The 13759-nt window shown below is 65.3% G+C and carries 13 protein-coding genes and 1 riboswitch; of the genes, 9 read left to right on the forward strand and 4 right to left on the reverse strand.

The features are described from left to right. Nucleotides 1–98: 98 nt before the first annotated feature. Nucleotides 99–695, reverse strand: coding sequence for a phosphoribosylanthranilate isomerase (locus LFT47_RS19030; protein WP_236813143.1), 597 nt, complete (start codon nucleotides 693–695; stop codon nucleotides 99–101). Between the two features lie 133 nt (nucleotides 696–828). Here LFT47_RS19030 and LFT47_RS19035 point away from each other — a divergent pair, with 133 nt between their 5' ends. The 5 genes from LFT47_RS19035 to LFT47_RS19055 all read left to right on the forward strand — a co-directional run bounded on the left by LFT47_RS19035 (nucleotide 829) and on the right by LFT47_RS19055 (nucleotide 4246). Then, a complete protein-coding gene (locus LFT47_RS19035) occupies nucleotides 829–1515 on the forward strand; it encodes a HutD/Ves family protein (protein WP_236813145.1) in 687 nt (228 codons plus the stop codon). A 199-nt stretch (nucleotides 1516–1714) separates the two neighbouring features. Further along, a riboswitch (guanidine-III (ykkC-III) riboswitch) is annotated at nucleotides 1715–1778 on the forward strand. 9 nt (nucleotides 1779–1787) lie between these two features. Beyond that, on the forward strand, nucleotides 1788–2102 hold the full coding sequence (locus tag LFT47_RS19040) for a DMT family transporter (RefSeq protein WP_236813147.1): 315 nt from the start codon (nucleotides 1788–1790) through the stop codon (nucleotides 2100–2102). A gap of 2 nt (nucleotides 2103–2104) precedes the next feature. Beyond that, nucleotides 2105–2470: a DMT family transporter gene (locus tag LFT47_RS19045; protein WP_236813149.1), complete on the forward strand. Its 366-nt coding sequence runs from the start codon at nucleotides 2105–2107 to the stop codon at nucleotides 2468–2470. 69 nt (nucleotides 2471–2539) lie between these two features. After that, nucleotides 2540–3559 carry an aldo/keto reductase gene (locus tag LFT47_RS19050; protein ID WP_236813151.1) on the forward strand — a complete coding sequence of 340 codons (1020 nt, stop codon included), beginning with the start codon at nucleotides 2540–2542 and terminating at the stop codon, nucleotides 3557–3559. A gap of 36 nt (nucleotides 3560–3595) precedes the next feature. Continuing rightward, nucleotides 3596–4246, forward strand: a complete 651-nt coding sequence (locus LFT47_RS19055; RefSeq protein WP_236813153.1) for an MBL fold metallo-hydrolase — start codon at nucleotides 3596–3598, stop codon at nucleotides 4244–4246. Between the two features lie 112 nt (nucleotides 4247–4358). On the opposite strand, the gene LFT47_RS19060 is transcribed toward LFT47_RS19055, so the two are convergent. After that, nucleotides 4359–6083, reverse strand: a complete 1725-nt coding sequence (locus LFT47_RS19060) for a DEAD/DEAH box helicase (RefSeq protein ID WP_236813155.1) — start codon at nucleotides 6081–6083, stop codon at nucleotides 4359–4361. Nucleotides 6084–6499: 416 nt separating this feature from the next. On the opposite strand from LFT47_RS19060, the gene LFT47_RS19065 reads away from it, so the two are divergent. Then, nucleotides 6500–7246: an SAM-dependent methyltransferase gene (locus LFT47_RS19065; protein WP_236813157.1), complete on the forward strand. Its 747-nt coding sequence runs from the start codon at nucleotides 6500–6502 to the stop codon at nucleotides 7244–7246. Between the two features lie 11 nt (nucleotides 7247–7257). Here the strand turns inward: LFT47_RS19065 and LFT47_RS19070 are convergent, their stop codons facing one another. Beyond that, on the reverse strand, nucleotides 7258–8742 hold the full coding sequence (locus LFT47_RS19070) for an MFS transporter (protein ID WP_236813159.1): 1485 nt from the start codon (nucleotides 8740–8742) through the stop codon (nucleotides 7258–7260). Nucleotides 8743–8894: 152 nt separating this feature from the next. Between LFT47_RS19070 and LFT47_RS19075 the strand changes: the two genes are divergently transcribed. Then, nucleotides 8895–10160: an alkaline phosphatase family protein gene (locus tag LFT47_RS19075; protein WP_236813160.1), complete on the forward strand. Its 1266-nt coding sequence runs from the start codon at nucleotides 8895–8897 to the stop codon at nucleotides 10158–10160. After that, nucleotides 10157–11308, forward strand: a complete 1152-nt coding sequence (locus LFT47_RS19080) for an alkaline phosphatase family protein (RefSeq protein ID WP_236813162.1) — start codon at nucleotides 10157–10159, stop codon at nucleotides 11306–11308. The genes LFT47_RS19075 and LFT47_RS19080 overlap by 4 nt, the downstream gene beginning before the upstream one ends. Here LFT47_RS19080 and LFT47_RS19085 read toward each other — a convergent pair. Next, the gene (locus tag LFT47_RS19085) at nucleotides 11305–12369 is read right to left on the reverse strand and encodes an Lrp/AsnC family transcriptional regulator (RefSeq protein WP_236813164.1); all 1065 of its coding nucleotides are present in this window, start codon (nucleotides 12367–12369) and stop codon (nucleotides 11305–11307) included. The genes LFT47_RS19080 and LFT47_RS19085 overlap by 4 nt on opposite strands. Before the next feature lie 143 nt (nucleotides 12370–12512). Here LFT47_RS19085 and LFT47_RS19090 point away from each other — a divergent pair, with 143 nt between their 5' ends. Then, nucleotides 12513–13745 (forward strand): M20 metallopeptidase family protein, encoded by a 1233-nt coding sequence (locus LFT47_RS19090; RefSeq protein ID WP_236813166.1) that lies wholly within the window; start codon nucleotides 12513–12515, stop codon nucleotides 13743–13745. The last annotated feature ends 14 nt before the right edge of the window (nucleotides 13746–13759 follow it).

The raw sequence follows: 13759 nt of genomic DNA on the forward strand, positions 1-13759 counted from the left end.
TCACTTTTGAGGGCAAAACCGCGGGCGCTCGCTCACATCATCTGAGCGAGCGTTCGGGGAAAGGGCGTTATAGGTGAGCGAGCGTCTGAGTCGGGACGTCAGGCTTTTGCGGCTTGGACGAAGGCGCGCACGAGGTCGAGGTCCTTCACCCCACGCGAGGACTCCACGCCGCTGGACACGTCGACACCCCAGGCCTCGGCTTCGAGCGCAGCGGCTCCAACATTGGACGGGGTCAATCCGCCGGCCAACAACCAGTGGCGCCCACCTAGGCCCAGTTTCCGGACCGATGAATAGTCCCATGCCTCACCCGAACCCGGCACGGCAGCGTCGATCAGGAGAAGTTCTTCGCCCCACTCCTCGAACTCGTCCGGAGCGGCACCCATGGTGACGGCCCGGATAAGCCGCATGCCGGCGTCGTGCACGGTCTTGACGTCTTCCAGGGAGCGGTTTCCGTGTAGCTGGACCCATTCGAGACCGGCTTCACGGGCGATTGCGACGGCGTCGGCGGCTGCCTCGTGACGGAAGACGCCGACGGCGGCAATACCTTCCGGGACATGGGCCAGCAAGTCTTTGGCACGGTCGGGCGATACCTCGCGCGGACTCTTCGTCAGCACGAAACCGACGGCGTCTGCGCCGGACTCGACGGCGGCCTGCACGGATTCGGGCGTGCTCAAACCGCACACTTTGACGAACATTCCGCGCCTCCAACCGTTTCCCTCTCTACGACGTTAGCAAGGGCCTCCCGGATTGTTGAACCGTGCCAAGATTGCACCGATGTTACGCGGGCGTTCAATTGGCCAAAGGCCGGCTCGGGCTAGGCTGGAGCGCATGGAGATCATCCGCTTTGCCGAGCTCAAACCCGAACCATGGCGCAACGGAGGCGGGGTGACCCGCGAACTCGCCAGCCATCCGAAGGCGGCGTCGGCGCAAGACGGAGCGTGGGACTGGCGGGTCAGCATCGCCGACGTCGGATCGGCCGGCGATTTCTCGACGTTTCCGGGCATGGAGCGAGTGATCACCGTGATCGACGGCGAACTGCTGCTGCTCACCGTGGATGGCGAAGAACACCCGCTGGAAAAGTACCGGCCGTTCCGGTTTTCCGGCGAGGCGGCTTCGGCCAGCGCACTCCCCACCGGCGACATCCGTGACCTCAACGTGATCGCCCGGGCCGGCGAGTTCAAAGGCTACACGTCCATCATCGAGCTCTCCAAGAAGCGCGCACACCCCGTGTTCGAAGGCCAGTTGGCAGTCCTTTTGGAGGGCAAGGCTTCGGTCAGTCCCGGCGCGGAAACGGCGGGAGCGGCGGAGCTGGCGGAAACGGTACCCGCGGACGGCCCGGACAGCTCGAACAGCTCGGATGGGGAGGCTGGGGAGGCTGCCGCGCCAACCGCCGAACCCGTCGAACTCGCCCGCTACGACGCGGTAGTGGGTTCCGACACCCGCAGCCCGGAAATCCTGGGCCGTGGCTTCATCGCCGTCATCTCCATCGACCGCGTGGAGCATGCGCACTCCTAGGTCCCAGCACTGAACATAATGCCAACATGCGCATTCGCTGAGCCACACGTTGGACATGTCCCTCGTGGTGTCCGCACTCTGCCCACCCGCTGACCCCAGCACTGGACATGTCCCTTGGTTAAGCCCGCGGCAGCGCATGTCCCTGGTGAGGTCCGCCACCAAAGCTGGCCACCCGCCGTCGGGATTTGCTAGCCTCGAAGGAAGGCCCGCAGAGGACCTCCGGACGACGGTTCAGTACCCGGCACGCGACAAGACTGGCCAAAGGATCTGTCATGTCGTGGTTAATCCTCATTCTGTCCGGCGCGCTCGAGGCCGTCTGGGCCGCAGCCCTCTATCGTTCCCAAGGCTTCCGCAAACCGGCCCCCTCCGCCATCTTCCTGGTGACCGTCATCGCGAGCACCGCAGGGCTGGCCTTCGCGATGCAATCCATTCCCACCGGGACCGCGTATGCGGTGTGGGTCGGAGTCGGCGTCGTCCTCACGGCCGCTTACGCGATGATCACCAAAGTCGAGCGCCCGACGGCGGCCCGGCTGCTGCTGCTCGCCGGCATCGGTGCGTGCGTGGTCGGCTTGAAGGTGGTGGCGTAGCCATGAACGCCAAGTTGGCATGGGCCGTTCTGCTGGCCTCCGCCGTGCTCGAAGCTGTGTGGGCGACGGCCCTTGGACTGTCCGACGGCTTCAGCCAAGCCCTCCCCACCGTGGTCTTCGCCGTCACTGCAAGCCTCAGCATGATCGGGCTCGGCGTCGCTGTGAAACGGATTCCCTTGGGCACGGCCTACGCCGTCTGGGTCGGGATCGGCGCTGCGCTGACGGTCGGCTGGGCGATGGCAACCGGCGTCGAACCGGCCAGCCCGCTCAAGCTGCTGTTCATCGCGGGAATCGTCGGTTGCGCGGCCGGGTTGAAGGCCCTTCCCCCGGAGAGGCGTGAAGAAGTGACGGAGCCGGCCCAATCGTAAGCGCGGAATACTCCCCAACTCCACGGAGTTGCCAGCAATGAGACAAACCCTCGGCGAAGGAGAACTACCATGAGCCCGGAAACCACGAACGTACAGCTCGGCGATGGCTTGACCGTGAGCCCCCTCGGCTTCGGCGGGATGGCGCTGACCCCCGTGTATGGCGAGGTGGATCCCGCCGAATCCCTCCGGACGCTGCATCACGCCGTGGATGCCGGCATCAGCTTCATTGACACCGCGGATATTTACGGCGCGGGCGACAACGAGGAACTGATCGCGAAGCTCCTGAAGGATCGCCGCGACGAGGTCCGGTTGGCCACCAAGTTCGGAATCGTCGGCAACCCGCGCGATGGTTACACCGATGTCCGGGGAGATACCGCGTACGTGGCCCAGGCGGCGGAAGCTAGCCTCCGCCGCCTGGGCACCGACGTCATCGACCTCTACTACATGCACCGCCGCGACCTCCGCGTTCCGATTGTGGAAACCGTGGAGGCCATGGCAGAGCTTGTCCGGGCAGGCAAAGTCCGGCACCTTGGGCTGTCTGAAGTGACAGCCGAGGAGCTGAGGGAAGCCAACGCCGTGCACCCGATAGCCGCCGTGCAGAGCGAGTGGTCCATCTGGAGCCGGGACGTTGAACGCAACGTCGTCCCGACTGCGGCAGAGCTGGGTGTGGGCTTCGTGCCCTATTCGCCGCTTGGCCGGGGCTTCCTCACGGGAACCGTCAGCGCCGATCAACTCGGCGAGAGCGATTTCCGGCACCGCATCCCCCGATTTGCCGACGGCGCACTCGACGCCAACCAAGAGGTTGTTGCCGCCGTGCGTGCCGTGGCCGCCGAGCTGTCCGAAACCACCGGCCGGGATGCAACCCCCGCCCAGGTGGCCTTGGCCTGGCTTTTCGCCCAGGGCCGCCGCCTCCAGCTCAGTGTGGTCCCCATCCCCGGAACGCGCAAAGCGCACCGGATCGATGAGAACCTGGGCGCCCTGTCGCTCGAGTTGAGCGCCGCCCAACTCGACGTGCTCGACGGCGCCGCGGACGCCGTCGTCGGCTCACGGTCCGCGGATCCCACCTGGGTTTCGCAGGGCCGCGAATAAGCGGTGAGCCGCAGGCGGCTTCCGTAGAGTGGACGAATGGACTCACTCATTCATTCACTGCGTGACATCACCATCCGGCGAATCTCGGTCAGCGAGATGAACAACAACGTGTACCTGCTCACCGCCAAGGCAAGCGGAGCACAACTCCTGATCGACGCCGCGGACGACCTTCCGGCCATCCAGGCAATGCTGGCCGAGTCCGCCGGGGACACCACCGCCACGCCGAAACTGGCCCTGATCGCCACGACGCACCAGCATTGGGACCACGTCCGCGCGCTTCCCGGGTTGGTGGAAGCTACGGGCGCGAAGACCTCGGCCGGAGTGGACGACGCCGACGCGCTGCCCGTGCCCGTTGACGTGCCGTTGCACCATGGCGATGTGGGAAACTTCGACGGTTTCGACATCACCGCGGTGCACTTGCGCGGCCACACTCCCGGTTCGATCGCCTACGTATACCTGGACCCGGAAGGGCCCGCGCACATTTTCAGCGGCGACTCGTTGTTCCCCGGAGGCGTCGGCAACACCCAGAACGACGCCGCCCGCTTCACGTCGCTGTTAAACGACGTGACGGAACGGCTGTTCGAGGCCTACCCGGACGACACCGTGGTGCATCCGGGCCATGGAGATCCGACCACGCTCGGCGCGGAGCGGCCACACCTTGCGGAATGGCGTGAGCGCGGCTGGTAATCCCTAGGGACATGCTCATTCTTCGAGCCTAGGAGTGGACATATCAGGAATATGTCCACTCCTTGCTGCCAAGGTTGAGCATGTCCGGTGGAGTAACTAGGCCACAAGTGGCTTAGCGGCCGCGGCGCTCGTTCGACGCCGGAGCCGAGGCACGGCGCGGGCCGCTGCGGGCCGGACGGCCCGAACCCGAGTTGCCTGAGCCCGAGCCGTAGGAGCCACCGGAGTTGCCGCCCGTGTTCGAGGACCATACGGACTTGTTGCCGCTGGTACGCGTGGAAGTAGCGGATTCCGTGCGCGGAGCCGACGCCGAGCGGTTGCCGCCAGCTGCACGCTGACCGGTTGCCGGACGTCCGCTGCGACCACCCTGGCCCTGTGCGCCTGGAACGTCATTGCGGTGAGTGGAAGCAGCGTTGCCGCGTCCACGCGAGCTGCGGGCGACGTCGTCGTTCGCTGCCGCGCGGCGATCGGCGCGGTTGATGTCGGTGCGCACGGGCTCGGCCGCAACCTTGCCACGGCCACCGCGACCACCACGGCCACCCGCAGTGGGTGCAGCCTGGGTGGTGCGGCGGTTGCGCTTGCGCTGGGCGTTGGCACCGGTGGAGGTACCGCCGCCCGACTGCTGGGTCTTCGCCGCAAGCAATGCCGCACGGGTGCGCGGGTCAACCTTGTCGGCAACCTGGCCCACCAGCTCGGCAATCAACGGGGAGTTGGCCGTCACACGCTCGAACGAGACGTCGACGCCGGCAGCCTTCATGAGCTTCTTGACGTCGGACTGCTGCTCGGGAAGCGTCAGCGTGACCACGGTGCCGTCGGAACCTGCGCGGGCCGTACGGCCTGAGCGGTGCAAGTAAGCCTTGTGCTCTGTGGGCGGGTCGACGTGGATGACGAGTTCGACGTCGTCGACGTGCACGCCGCGGGCAGCGACGTCGGTTGCCACCAGGACCCGGACCTCGCCGCTGGCAAACTCGGCGAGGTTGCGGTCACGGGCATTCTGCGACAGGTTGCCGTGGAGATCGACGGCGGGGATGCCGCAATCGGTCAGGGTCTTGGCCAGCTTGCGTGCGTGGTGCTTGGTCCGCATGAAGAGGAGGCGGCGTCCGGCACCGGAGGCCAACTCCACGATCAGCTGCTTCTTGACGGTCTGGTCGTTGACCACCAGGACGTGGTGCTCCATGGTGGTGACGGCGGCCTGGGGGTCGTCCACCGAGTGGGTCAGCGGGTTGGACAGGTAACGGTTGACCAGTTTGTCAACACCGTTATCCAACGTCGCGGAGAAGAGCAGTCGCTGACCCTGGGTAGGAGTCATGTCCATGAGCTTCTTGACCACGGGGAGGAAGCCGAGGTCGGCCATGTGGTCGGCTTCGTCCAGGACGGTGATCTCGACAGCTTCGAGAGTCAGGATGCGCTGGCGGATGAGGTCCTCGAGGCGGCCCGGGCAGGCGATGACAATGTCGACGCCGGCGCGCAGCGCCTTTTCCTGGCGGGCCTGGGAGATGCCGCCATAGATGACCGTGGTGTTCAGGCCCATGGCCTTGGCCAGCGGCTCGATGGTGGCGTTGATCTGGGTGGCCAGTTCGCGGGTCGGTGCGAGGACCAGACCCATCGGGCGGCCGGGCTTGCGGAAGTGCTTGGCTTCGCGCTCGGCGAGACGTGCCACAAGCGGGATAGCGAAAGCGATGGTCTTACCGGAGCCGGTGCGGCCGCGGCCCAGGACGTCGCGGCCTGCGAGCGTATCCGGGAGGGTCTTGACCTGGATGGGGAAAGCTTCTTCGATGCCATCCGCAGCGAGGGACTCGGCGATGGCCTTGGGCGTGCCAAGGGCAGCAAAAGTAGTCATGTGTTTCAAGGGTCTTTCTGGCGGTGTCCAACGGACATCGTCCCCCGACGCCGGTTGGGCCAAGGGTTCGCCGAGGAAAAAGTCAGTGATCGACCGGTAGGCAATAAGCCGTGGCCGGGACCAGAGAAAACGCGTTCATCGACGCAGGATGTGCCTCTCACATGAAAAAAGCCCACTTCCCAAGTTTGGAACCAAGCCAAATTCGGGGACTAAGCGGGCATCACTGCACATCAAGTAAACCCATTCTAGCATCCGCGGGCCGCTGGCCTTTCCACAGGGCGGGTTCACGCGGGCGCTTTCCCCCAACTGACTCGCAGTTGTTGTCGTTTTGACGGTTCATAACGACAACAACTGCGAGCTAGTTGGGCGCTGGACAGGCGTTGCCTCGCGGGGGCACCTCGGGGCAGGCTTGAGCCATGACGCACCAGCACGACGGCGGAGCCCACCTTCACGACGAACCTGACCACGACGGCGGAGCCCACCTTCACGACGAACCTGACCACGACGCCGGAGCCCACCTTCACGACGAACCTGACCACGACGCCGACCCGGCGCAGTTCTGGGACGAGGTGTATCGGGAAAAGCCAAAGAGGTGGAGCGGGAATCCCAATCCGCAGCTGATCGCCGAAGCCAAGGAACTGGTTCCCGGCACCGCCCTGGATCTTGGCTGCGGGGAAGGCGCGGACGCCATCTGGCTCGCCCAGCACGGCTGGAGGGTGACCGCGGTGGACGTTTCCGCCGTCGCGCTTGAACGGGCAGAAGCCCATGCCACCGACGTCGGGCTACAGGACCGGATCGCGTGGCTGCAAAGGGAGTTCGGCCCGTGGCACCCCGACGAAGGCTTCGACCTCGTCTCCTCCCAATTCCTTCATTCTCCGCTTGTTCCGTGGCGCGATTCGCTCGCCTCGGCCGCGGCCGCCGTGGCTCCCGGCGGCGCTTTGCTCGTGGTCGGGCATCACCCGGATGGCTTGACTCCTTGGAGCGGACACAAGGATATGAAGGACAAGTTCTTCACTCCCGAGGACTTGGTCGAGGCACTCACGAGCGGCCCCGGATCGTGGCGGATCAATGTTGCCGATTCCCGGGAACGCGCCGTGACGAGTCCCGAGGGCCAACACGCCACCACGATCGACAGCGTGCTCCGGGCCACCCGGACCTCCTAGGCCGGCACGTCCTAGGCCCGCACGTCCTGGGCCCGCACGTCGTCCGCCTCGGCGGCGCGGTGCGGCTCGGCGTCGCCCGCACGTCCCGCACCAGAAGGCCGCCGGGCCGCAACCCGCGGCGCAATGATGAGTCCGACGACGGCGATCACCGACGTCAGCGCGAACACCCCCGCGAAGGAGGCCGCCGTCGTCGTCAGCGCACTGAAGACGAGACCCGTCACGGCGAGCGAGAGAGCTCCGCCAAGGGAATCGGAGATGGACATTGCCGAACTGTTGAAGCCTTGGTCCTCCGGTTTGGAAAGGGCCAGGGTCATGACGCTCAGCCGCGGGTACATCAGGCCCATCCCGGCGCCCGCGAACAGCCAGCCCGCAATCGCCACCGCGGCGGGCCACGAAAACACCGTGGTCACGAGGACAATGACCACCGAACCGAGCACTAGCGCCGACCCAATCCTGACCGCTGGGGCATTGCCAAGCCGGGAACCCATCCGCCCCTGTACGGCGGACGCCGCCGCCCAGGCAATCGCCGATCCCGTCAACGCAAGTCCGGCGAATGCCGGGGTGAACGAGTACCGCTCCGTGAGGAGGTAGGGCACGTAAACCTCGGTACCGAAGAACGCGGCAGAAGCGACTCCGCGCATGAGGATGACGCTCGGCAGTCCGCGGTGCGCGCCGAGCGTGCCGCGCGGAACCAGCGGCCGTACTGCCAGCATTGCGACGACCAGCGCGACGCCGGCAATCACCCAACCGACGCCAGGCACCTGGCCGGAGAGGTTCAGGCCGAGAACCGCAAGGGCTGCGAGCGCGGCCCACCCCATGCGGCCGAAGGCCCAGGGAACGCCGGCGCCTTGGGGCTTTGCCTCGCCGGCGCCCGCCTTCGGGGAGCCTGTGTCCCGCGCGTCCGGTGAGGAACGCATGCCCCGCATCGCGGGGAGGATCATTGCCAAGGCCGGAATCACGAGGCCCACGACGCCGAGGAAAACCCAGTGCCAGCTGCTCAACTGGGCAACCACGCCGGCGGCGAAGGGACCGATCATCGACGGAACGACCCATGCCGCCGAGAACGCGGCAAAGACTTGGGCATGTAATCTCGCGGGGTACACCCGGGCGATCACCACATACAGCGCCACGGTCATTGCGCCGCCGCCGAGGCCTTGGACCAGCCTGCCGGCCACGAGAATCGGCATGGAAACCGCAGTACCGGCGATGAGGAGCCCCGCCGCGAACAGCGCCACGGAGGCGTACAGGGGGGCGGATGGACCACGCCTGTCGGCCCAGTTCCCTGCGGCCACCATCCCGATCACGCCAGTGGCGAGCGGCCCGGCGAACGCCAAAGCATAGAGTCCGGCACCGTCGAGCTCGCGGCTCACCAACGGCATGATGGTGGTGACGGCCATGGACTCGAAAGCTGCAAGGAAGACCAACGCGCAGGCACCCGCGGTCGCCAGGAGATAGGGGCGTTGCAGTATGCCTGCTGTTGCGTCGTGGCTTGTCATCCTCCCAGCCTAGAAGGCCAAACGAGCTTGGGGCCACCCGTAAAATCCATTCAAGTGATTAACGTTCACCTGAAATTAACTCTCGGCAAACACTGAACTAAATAGCCAACTATCGGTTGTTCCCGTAATCATTCCGTGATGCACTGCTTGGCGTGAACTTCACAAGACGCAACTTCCTGTCAGTTGCCGGATCTGCCACGGCCGCGACGCTTATCAGCGGCGCCTCCGCGGGGACCGCGCCTGCCGTAACCGCCCTCCCCCAACCCGGCACCTCGGGCATAGACCACATCATTGTGGTGATGATGGAAAACCGCTCCTTCGACCACTTCCTTGGGTGGATGCCTGGCGCGGACGGAAAGCAGGCCGGGCTGACGTTCGTTGACCGCTACGGGATCCCCCACACAACACACCACCTGACGGACTACCAGGGCTGCGGGCATCCCGACCCTGATCATTCCTATGAGGGCGGCCGGATCCAGTACAACAACGGCAAGAACGATGGCTGGCTGCGGGCAGGCGAGAATGATGAATTCGCCGTCGGATACTACGATTCAAGCGACCTCGACTTTTGGCGCCAAGCTGGTCCCGACTGGACTGTCTGCGACCGTTATTTCGCAGCCACCCTGGCCGAAACGTATCCGAACCGCTTCTATCAGCACTCGGCGGCGACCGACAGGCTCCATAACTCGACCGTCACCAGCACCATGCCCACGATTTGGGACCGCTTGGCAGCGGCCGGGGTGCAGGGAAAGTACTACTACGGCGACATTCCCTTCACCGCCCTATGGGGAACCAAGTACCTCGGAATCTCCAGGCCCTACGCTGAGTTCCTCAGCGATTGCAGTTCCGGCAAACTCCCCTCGGTGTCCTTCGTGGATCCCCGCTTCACGGATGAGTCCAGCGGAACCTCCGGCGATGACCACCCGCACGCCGACATCCGCTCGGGCGAGCTGTTCTTAGCGGAGGTCTACAACGCCGTGACCAAGAGCCCGAACTGGGCGAACACCATGCTGGTGGTCAACTACGACGAGTGGGGCGGGTTCTACGACCACGTGCCACCCGAAACAGCACCGGACAGCAATCCAGACACCGCCCGGCGCGGTTTCCGCGTACCGTCCATGGTCATTTCTCCGCGCGCCCGAAGGCAATACGTGGCACACAATACCTACGACCACACCTCAATCTTGAAGGCCATCGAGTGGCGCTGGGGGCTTCAACCGCTGACGCCGCGGGACAACGCCGCCCGCAACATCGCCGAAGTGCTCGATTTCCAATCAGCGCCCAATCTGGCCGCACCGACGTACCTCGTGCCGCCCTATGTCGCCGGACCGGCATGCTCCCCGGTCGGACCGCCGGCGGAAGAAGAGTGGGCCGGCTTGAAACAGAAAGCACTCGCGGACGGATGGATCCTGCCATGACCTTCAAAACCTTCGCCATTTCCAGGATGCGGCTCGGATTAGCAGCGCTGATGGTCGTCCTGCTCGGCGCCTCCTGCATCGCCTTCGGATTGCAGCAGACGGAAGCACAAGCCAGCGAACCCCAGACCGTCCAGAGCACCGGATATCTTCCGGGAGCCAAGCATGTGTTCGTGATCAATCTCGAAAACAAGGGCTACGACGCCACATGGGGACCGGGTTCGGCGGCACCGTATCTTTCCACGACGCTGCGCAACCAGGGCGTCCTGCTGAACCAGTACTTCGGCACGGCACACAACTCGCAGCCGAACTACGTCGCCCAGATCTCCGGTCAAGGCCCCAACCCTCAGATGCAGGCCGATTGCCAGACGTACTCTCCGTTCGCCAAGACGGGAACGGCAGCTCCGGGCCAGGCCGTTGGGGACGGCTGTGTCTTCCCCGCCGATGTGCCCACGGTGGCCGGCCAATTGACCGCAGCAGGGAAGACCTGGAAGGGCTACATGGAGGACATGGGCACGCCGTGCCGCCACCCGGCCCTCGGCGCACCGGATGACACCCAGAAGGCAAAGGTCGGGGACCAGTATGCAGCCCGCCACAACCCCTTTGTCTACTTCGCGGGGATCACGGGATCACCGGACTGTGCGAAGAACGATGTGGACCTCGGAGCCCTGAAGACCGATCTTGCTTCGGTCTCCACCACGCCCAACCTGTCCATGATCACGCCGAACCTTTGCCACGACGGGCACGATTCCCCTTGCGTTGACGGACAGCCCGGCGGTCTGAGCAGCGCGGATGCATGGCTGAAGCAGTACGTTCCGCTGATCACCTCGTCGCCCGCGTTCCGCCAGGACGGTGTTTTGGTGATCACCTTCGACGAATCCGACAGCCCCCAGTCGGATGCCTCGGCGTGCTGCGGCGAAGGTCCTGGACCCAATTCCCCGCTTCCCGGGATCGTTGGACAGGGCGGCGGCCGGGTCGGCGCTTTGGTCATCTCCCCCTTCACCAAGGGCGGCACGTGGTCTACCACGCCCTACAACCACTACAGCCTGCTTGCCAGCATTGAAGACACCTTCGGCCTCCCGTACCTCGGATACGCAGGCGCTCCGGGACTGAACCGCTTCGGACTCGACGTCTACAACGCCGGCCTCTAGGCCGGGCCCGCTGCCGCGGTCGGCACGACGGCGGCGGTCGGTACGACGGCGGCGGTCGGTACGACGGCGCCGGTCGCCGTCGAGTCGGGGTTCAGCATCCAGCCGACCCGCTTCGCCGTGCTGAGCATGACGACACTTTCGACGAGTTCGATCCCGGGAATGCGCTGCTGGATGGCGAGTTCCATCTCCATGACCTCGGCCAGCGAGCGCAGCCACATGATGATCACAAAGTTGGTGCTCCCTGTGGTGGAGGCCGTGAACCTGACGTTCCTGACGGCCCGCAGTTCGGCGGCCGCGGCCTCGTGCTGGCCTGCTGGGACATTCGCGAACCACTGGCACGTCATGGGGTAGCCGGAGAATTGTTGGGCGATTTCGCAGCGGAAGGACAGCATCCGGCTCGCGAGCACGCGTCCGAGCTGCCGCTGCACCGTAGCAGGGTGCCGGCCCAGGGCGCGTGCGATTTCCGCTGCGGACGCCCGCCCGTCCCGGGCCAGGAAGGGAAAGAGTGCCATATGGCTCTCCGGCAATGGGGTGACCTGCGCGTAAGCGGCGGACGGATTGAGCGCTTCCGGCCCGGCGAGGGCGCGCAGCGCCTGCTGCTCCGCCCGGCTGAGGACGTTGAGCCGCCACGCGTAGCCGCTTGTGTGGATGCGGGTGCAGAGCGAGGTCCGGTACTTGGTGAGTCCCCGGATTTCCTTGAGCTGGGGCAATAGCCGGCTGCTGAACTCACTCAGGTCTTGGGTGATCACGGTGAGCATGAGGTCACGATTGCTGGCCGCCTCCTCAACCGTGATGATCTCCGGAATCGCTGCGAGCGCGGCCGTGACCTCGGGCCTGAGGTGCATTTCGCAGTCCACGTCCAACAGGGCGAGGCAGGCATGTTTGGGGTCGCCCATGAGGTGCGCAGTGGTCCAGGCGGCTCCGGACTCGCGCAGGCGGTCCCAGCGAGAGGCCAACGTGGTGGCGTGAACGTCCAGGACCTGGGCGGCGTCGGACCAACTGATCCGTGGCGAGATCTGGAGGGCGTTGATCAGCCGAAGATCCTCTTCGCTGAGTTCCATCAGCGATCCTCTCCTAGGTGATGCATGATTCCTGTTAATTCTGGCATGGTCCTGAATTTTTTCATGGCTTTTGAAGATTGTGAGGCGAGTCACTTCACAATGGCTATGGATACCTACCAATCGTTCAGGAAACAGGAGAACAAATGTCGATCGCTTCGGACGCCAAAGAGATGCAAGGAGAAATCGCCCGGTTCCGTCACGAGCTCCACCAGGAACCGGAAATCGGCCTGGACCTCCCGCGCACCCAGGAAAAGGTGCTCAAGGCCCTCGACGGACTCCCGTACGAAATCACCCTTGGCGAGAGCACGACGTCGGTCACCGCGGTCTTGCGCGGCGGCGCGCCCGGTGCGCTTGGCGCGGAACCAGCCCGGAAGCCGGCTGTGTTGCTCCGCGCCGACATGGACGGCCTTCCCGTCCAGGAGCGCACCGGCGTCGAGTTCTCCTCGAAGATCGACGGCGCCATGCACGCCTGCGGCCACGACCTCCACACCTCCATGCTCGCCGGAGCTGCAACCCTGCTGGCCGAGCGACGCGATCAGCTAGCAGGCGACGTGGTGCTGATGTTCCAGCCGGGCGAAGAAGGCTTCGACGGCGCGGGCCACATGATCCGCGAAGGCGTCCTGGACGCCGCAGGCCGCCGTGTTGACGCGGCGTACGGCATGCATGTCTTCTCCTCCCTGGAGCCGTATGGCCAGTTCTGCACCAAGCCGGGCGTGATGATGAGCGCCTCCGACGGGCTCTTCGTCACGGTCCTCGGTGCCGGCGGTCACGGCTCGGCGCCGCATGCGGCCAAGGACCCCGTCACTGCGGCCGCGGAAATGGTGACAGCGCTGCAGGTCATGATCACGCGGCAGTTCAACATGTTCGATCCCGTAGTCCTGACCGTGGGCGTACTGCAGGCAGGTACCAAGCGCAACGTCATCCCCGAATCCGCGCGTTTCGAAGCCACCATCCGCACGTTCTCCGAAGCCTCCCGCGACCGGATGATGACCGCGATTCCCCAGCTCCTCAAGGGCATTGCCTTGGCGCACGGCCTGGAGGTGGACGTCGACTACCGCGGCGAATACCCCATGACCGTCACTGACGAGGACGAAACCCACACCGCCGAGAACGTCATCTCGGACATGTTCGGCGATTCCCGGCTCTCACGCTGGGCCACCCCGATCAGTGGCTCGGAAGATTTCTCCAGGGTCCTGGCCGAAGTTCCGGGAACCTTCGTGGGCCTCAGCGCCGTACCGCGGGGCGTGGACCACACCACCTCACCGTTCAACCACTCCCCGTACGCCACCTTCGACGACGGCGTACTGTCCGACGGCGCGGCGCTCTACGCAGAGCTCGCGGTTTCCCGCATCGCCATCCTTGCCGCCGGCAACTAACCACCACCCCAAAC

The sequence above is a fragment of the Arthrobacter sp. FW306-2-2C-D06B genome, from assembly GCF_021789175.1.
Taxonomy (GTDB): domain Bacteria; phylum Actinomycetota; class Actinomycetes; order Actinomycetales; family Micrococcaceae; genus Arthrobacter.

Coding starts and splice junctions, on each gene's coding strand:
- LFT47_RS19030 (WP_236813143.1), bottom strand. CDS start 695: ATGTTCGTCAAAGTGTGCGGTTTGAGCACGCCCGAATCCGTGCAGGCC.
- LFT47_RS19035 (WP_236813145.1), top strand. CDS start 829: ATGGAGATCATCCGCTTTGCCGAGCTCAAACCCGAACCATGGCGCAAC.
- LFT47_RS19040 (WP_236813147.1), top strand. CDS start 1,788: ATGTCGTGGTTAATCCTCATTCTGTCCGGCGCGCTCGAGGCCGTCTGG.
- LFT47_RS19045 (WP_236813149.1), top strand. CDS start 2,105: ATGAACGCCAAGTTGGCATGGGCCGTTCTGCTGGCCTCCGCCGTGCTC.
- LFT47_RS19050 (WP_236813151.1), top strand. CDS start 2,540: ATGAGCCCGGAAACCACGAACGTACAGCTCGGCGATGGCTTGACCGTG.
- LFT47_RS19055 (WP_236813153.1), top strand. CDS start 3,596: ATGGACTCACTCATTCATTCACTGCGTGACATCACCATCCGGCGAATC.
- LFT47_RS19060 (WP_236813155.1), bottom strand. CDS start 6,083: ATGACTACTTTTGCTGCCCTTGGCACGCCCAAGGCCATCGCCGAGTCC.
- LFT47_RS19065 (WP_236813157.1), top strand. CDS start 6,500: ATGACGCACCAGCACGACGGCGGAGCCCACCTTCACGACGAACCTGAC.
- LFT47_RS19070 (WP_236813159.1), bottom strand. CDS start 8,742: ATGACAAGCCACGACGCAACAGCAGGCATACTGCAACGCCCCTATCTC.
- LFT47_RS19080 (WP_236813162.1), top strand. CDS start 10,157: ATGACCTTCAAAACCTTCGCCATTTCCAGGATGCGGCTCGGATTAGCA.
- LFT47_RS19085 (WP_236813164.1), bottom strand. CDS start 12,369: ATGGAACTCAGCGAAGAGGATCTTCGGCTGATCAACGCCCTCCAGATC.
- LFT47_RS19090 (WP_236813166.1), top strand. CDS start 12,513: ATGTCGATCGCTTCGGACGCCAAAGAGATGCAAGGAGAAATCGCCCGG.